This is a genomic window from Porticoccus sp. (assembly GCF_041592135.1).
Taxonomy (GTDB): Bacteria; Pseudomonadota; Gammaproteobacteria; order Pseudomonadales; family Porticoccaceae; genus Porticoccus.
This window is the reverse complement of sequence record NZ_JBFHQR010000184.1, coordinates 1-3479: the sequence shown is the minus strand read 5'-3', so window position 1 is coordinate 3479 and position 3479 is coordinate 1. Positions and strand designations below refer to the sequence as shown.

3 protein-coding genes and 1 pseudogene are annotated in these 3479 nt (G+C 60.9%); all 4 read left to right on the top strand.

The window, feature by feature from the left end; translation table 11 throughout:
• Nucleotides 1–308: pseudogene (locus ABY948_RS11765) on the top strand (NrdJb); the annotation flags it as partial.
• A 174-nt stretch (nucleotides 309–482) separates the two neighbouring features.
• On the top strand, nucleotides 483–1919 hold the full coding sequence (locus tag ABY948_RS11760) for a HAMP domain-containing sensor histidine kinase (RefSeq protein ID WP_461482725.1): 1437 nt from the start codon (nucleotides 483–485) through the stop codon (nucleotides 1917–1919).
• A gap of 48 nt (nucleotides 1920–1967) precedes the next feature.
• Nucleotides 1968–2489, top strand: a complete 522-nt coding sequence (locus tag ABY948_RS11755; protein ID WP_461482724.1) for a hypothetical protein — start codon at nucleotides 1968–1970, stop codon at nucleotides 2487–2489.
• A gap of 6 nt (nucleotides 2490–2495) precedes the next feature.
• Nucleotides 2496–3479: sigma-54-dependent transcriptional regulator (locus ABY948_RS11750; RefSeq protein WP_461482723.1), on the top strand; the 984-nt coding region annotated here is incomplete at its 3' end.

Below are 3479 nucleotides of genomic sequence, written 5' to 3'. Positions count from 1 at the left end.
GCGGCTACTTCAAGCGCGGCGGCAAATTCATGCCGTCACTGGTGGCGGAAATCGGCGAGGCTATTGAATCTCACTTGACCAAGATCGGCATGATGCAAAGCCCCGAGTTGGGTGAACACCAGAAAGCCATACTGGCGGAAAAGCGCGCCGAGTATGAAGCCGCCAGCAACTTCGCGACGCCGGCGGCAAAAACCGACAACCCGTTTCCGGAAAGTGCCCAGCTGTGCCATAAATGTATGACCAAGGCGGTGATCCTGATGGACGGCTGCATGACCTGCCTGAACTGCGGCGAATCCAAGTGCGGATAACAATCCAGTCAAACAACATCCGCATGTAAGGGGAGATTGGCCGGGGCATACCCGGCTTTTTTTCCTCTCCCGAAAAGTGGCCAGGGTCGTCTTTCCTGCCTGCCAGGGGTAGACCTCAGCTAGTCGCCCATGGGATAACATGCCCACTGTGGATTGCCTGGAAAGGGGGACACCGTGAAGCTTGCCAATCTGCCCCGGGTCAATTCCCTGCCGGGGCTGGCCTTTATTGCCCTGCTGTTGGCGGTGTTGCCGCTGGCGGTGGCGCTGTTGACCTCGACCCTGTACGTCAATCGGCTCAATCAGCAGGGCCAGGAGGCGATCCACCAGGCGACCATACTGGCCAACGCCAGCCAGACCATGTCCGATTCCCTGATTGCCATGGAGCGCAGTGCCCGGCAGTACAACGTGCTGCTGGACAAGGAGCTGTTCAATGTCTATCTCGAGCACCGGGCAACATTCAATGAGACGCTGAGGCAGCTGGCCGACGTGCCGATGAAAGCCGGCATCGGCACCCTGCAACAGCAGATCCGGGAGGCGGAAAGCCTGATCTACGAGGGACTGCAAACGGTGCTGCTGGGCACCGAAGAGTCCGCGCAGCTGCTGGCCGGTTTCGATGCCATTAACGTCAAGGTCAAAATGATCCGCGACGAGGCCGTGGAGCTGAAGTCCCGGGCGGTGGAAAAATTACAGCAATCGGCGCGGCGGGCGAAAAGCCTGATGTTGTGGCAACTGGCGGGGTTGCTGCCCATTTTGCTGTTTGTGGTGTACATGTTTGCGGCGCGGGTGCTGAAACCCATCCGCCAGTTGGATGCGGCGATCCGCAGGCTGGGCCGCGGTGAGTTGGACGGCCCGGTGACCGTGGTCGGTCCCCACGACTTGCAGGAACTCGGCCTCAGCCTCGACTGGATGCGCCAGCGCATCACCGAGCTGGAGGGGCAGAAAACCCGCTTTCTGCAGCACATGTCCCACGAGCTGAAAACACCGTTGACCAGCCTGCGCGAGGGCTCGCAACTGCTCAGTGAAGGTACCCTGGGCCCCTTGAGCGAAGATCAGCAGGAGGTGGCCGAGCTGTTGAAGCACAATGTGCTTCGCCTGCAGCGGCAGATCGAGAACCTGCTGCGCTTCAGCGTGGCGCAGTCCCACCAGGTCGCCGTCAACAGCAGTGTTTTTCCCCTGGCCGAGTTGCTGGAGGAGGTGCTGCGGGATCAACAGTTGGCGCTGCAGAATAAGTCCCTGCAATTGCAACTCGAAACCGAGCCGCTGAGGGTAACGGCGGACCGGGAGAAACTGCGCACGGTGATCGACAACCTGTTATCCAACGCGGTGAAGTACTCGCCCCAGGGCGGCCTGGTCACCGTCACTTTGGCCCTGCGCCATCAGCAATTGGAAATTGTGGTGCAGGACAGCGGGCCGGGTATCCCGGAAGATGAAAGGGAAAGGGTGTTTGAGGCTTTTTATCAGGGGTCGATTCCGGCCAGGAGTGCCGTGAGGGGTTCGGGCATCGGCTTGTCCGTGTGTCGCGCCTACGTGCACTCACTGGGTGGTGAAATTATGGTCCAACCGTCTAGTCAGGGGGCAAGGCTGTGTGTTTTGATCCCCCAACCGCAATAAGGACCAATGGCAAACGTGTTAGAGAAAATGATCAGGAAGTTGAGCAGAGTGCTGTTTTGGTTGCTGCTGCCGGGCATCCTGCTCGGCTGTCAGGGAATGCCCTGGGCCGGGAGCGGAGCCGGAGGGATGTCCGCCGGGGCGGTCACGCCGGATTATCTGCCTCGGGACTATGAGCTTGTCACTTTGGTCAATTATGCCGAGTGGCTGGGGCAGCAGCGCAGTGATGTGCTGATTGCCGCTTATCGGGCGGCAAAACAGCGTGCCGAACAATCCCGCAGCCCCGCAGATCAGCTCCCTCTGGCGATGCTGTTGAGCGTGCCGGATTCCGGTTTTCAGAACAATGACAGGGCGTTGGCCCTGTTTGAGCAGGTGCTGGCCAGCCCGGAGGGCGACGGGGAATTGCGCAGCTTCGTGCGCCTGCAACAGCTCAACCTGCAGCAGCGCCGCGCGCTGAACCGTTCCTGGGAAAGGCGGTTGGAGCAGCAGGCGCAGCAGCTGCTGACCCTGCAGCAGCAACTGGAACAGCTGAAATCCATTGAAAAAGGCCTGATGGAACGCCAGGAGGATTGAGTCAACGTGGCAAATGGCGACAACAAGCCCAGGATTCTGGTGGTCGATGACGACGGCGATTTGCGCAAGTTGCTGCGGCTGCGGCTGGCCAGTTCCGGCTACGAGGTGGCAACCGTCGCCAGCGGTGAGGAGGCCCTGGCGGCACTGCCAGGCTTTCGCCCGCAACTGGTGGTCACGGACCTGCGCATGGAGGGCATGGACGGCATGGCGTTGTTCTCCGCCCTCAATCACCGGCAACCCTCCCTTCCGGTGATTATTCTCACCGCCCACGGCAGTATTCCCGAGGCGGTGGAGGCGACCCAGCAGGGGGTCTTTTCCTATTTGACCAAACCCTTTGACAGCACTGAATTGCTCACCACGGTCAGCAGGGCGTTGTCGCTGTCGCCGCCCGTTGAGCAGGCGGCGGATCAGTCCCCTCTGAATGGGGTGGCGGGTTCGACTGTCGGCCAGAGCAGGGTCATGCAGGAGCTCATGAACCAGGCCCGGCGCGTGGCGCAATCCGATGTCAGCGTGCTGATCCAGAGTGAAAGTGGCACCGGCAAGGAACTGCTGGCGCGCTCCATCCACCGGGACAGTGCCCGCGGCAAGGGGCCGTTCGTGGCGGTCAATTGCAGCGCCATTCCGGAACAGCTGTTCGAGTCCGAGTTGTTTGGCCACGTCAAAGGGGCGTTTAGCGGCGCTACCAGCCAGCGCAAGGGACTATTCCAGGAGGCCCGGGGCGGCACCATTTTCCTCGATGAAATCGGCGATATGCCACTGCCTTTCCAGAGTAAACTGCTGCGCACGTTGCAGGAGGGCGAGGTGCGCCCGGTGGGCGCCGATACCTCCGTCGCCATTGATGTGCGGGTGATCTCCGCCACCCACCAGGTGCTCGAGGAGCAAATCCAGTCCGGCAGCTTTCGGGAGGATCTCTACTACCGCCTCAATGTGGTGATGCTGGAACTGCCGCCCCTGCGGGACAGGAGAGAGGATATTCCGCTGCTGGCGAAT